A 1,203-nucleotide genomic window follows, 5' to 3' on the forward strand; every position below is an offset into this window, starting at 1 on the left:
CGTGATGTAGCCTCGCTGGGCGGTGGTGGTATTGGCCGACGCTGGTTTTGCAGCAGTGCTGGACTGATTCTGCGTGCTGGTGCCGGACGCAGCCGCTGCCTTCACCTGCACGATTTCAAGATTGACGTTGGCCGTGCCGACCTTGACGAGCGCAGCTTCCTTCTCCGCCAGCAGGTTGCGGTCCACCCAGTCCCCCACGCTCACGTCCTCATTTCCATCGTTGTCCTGCACGGCATAAATGGCATACGGCACGTTGTCCAGGTCGGTGATGCGGAAGCTCGCTTTGGCTTTGACGCTGTCAATCACGACGCCTTTGACATCGTCTGAGTCGCAGTCACCCTTGGGGCATGCGATGACGACCGTTCCTTTCAAGGAATGTCCGCCTGCGGCTGAAATCGTCCCGCTGATGGTCCGGGCAGTGGTGGCGGCAGGAAGCGCCTGGGCCACCAGAGAGAGCGTAAGACCGAGCAGGGCGGTTACGGTAATGTTGCGGTTCATGGTTCCTCCGTTGCCTTCAGGCATGTCCGGAGCGTACGGGGGACCCAATGGCTGACGCGTGACACTGGACGCTCCGTGAGCCTCCACTGGGACAGGGCGACAGGTAGACCCCGGGGGATGAAGGGCATTTCAGCCCGAGACTGTCACCATGCAGCCACGCCTAAGTAAGCGCTAAAAGGGCGTGAAGCCCAGATCGGGTTCAGATCTGGGCTATGGAGTGGGGTCTGCTACCCACACCTCCCCTCGACACGGGAGACGCCCGTGCGAAGCACCGAATATTGGAATGGCCTCATGCCTCCCGATGAGGTCATGAGACGCTGTCGCTCGACGGCTTGAGCACGGAGCAAACGCTGTTTGAACCGGGGGGCAGAAGTCATTTTTGCTGATCCTGCTTCCGAATCTAGTGCGCCATGTTCGTGGTGGGTCCAGCTGGCACCAGTTCCGGACAACATTTTTCAGCCATCTCCCGGCACGTACCTTCCAACCACGCTCAACGAGCGAAGGAGGCAGGACATGAAAGCACACACCAAAAAGACCGGTCTGATCGCCGCACTGCTGCTGTCGGTGACACTGAGCGCTTGTACGGAGACTGCGTCCACACCGCTGCCCACCCCACCCACCAGCCCGGTGCCCGGGCCCACGGTCCCCAGCGATCCCACCCCACCGACCACTCCATCACCCTCGCCCACCTACGGCTACATCACA

Annotated in this window: 2 protein-coding genes; one reads left to right on the top strand and one right to left on the bottom strand. The window is 61.1% G+C overall.

The annotated features are described in order from the left end of the window. A partial coding sequence (locus HNQ08_RS27055; protein WP_221284566.1) for a hypothetical protein occupies positions 1–498 on the bottom strand: 498 nt, incomplete at its 3' end. Between the two features lie 513 nt (positions 499–1,011). Here HNQ08_RS27055 and HNQ08_RS27060 point away from each other — a divergent pair. After that, positions 1,012–1,203 (top strand): hypothetical protein (locus HNQ08_RS27060; RefSeq protein WP_221284568.1); only part of this gene is annotated, 192 nt, incomplete at its 3' end.

Origin of the sequence: Deinococcus humi (assembly GCF_014201875.1) — a bacterium.
GTDB lineage: Bacteria > Deinococcota > Deinococci > Deinococcales > Deinococcaceae > Deinococcus > Deinococcus humi.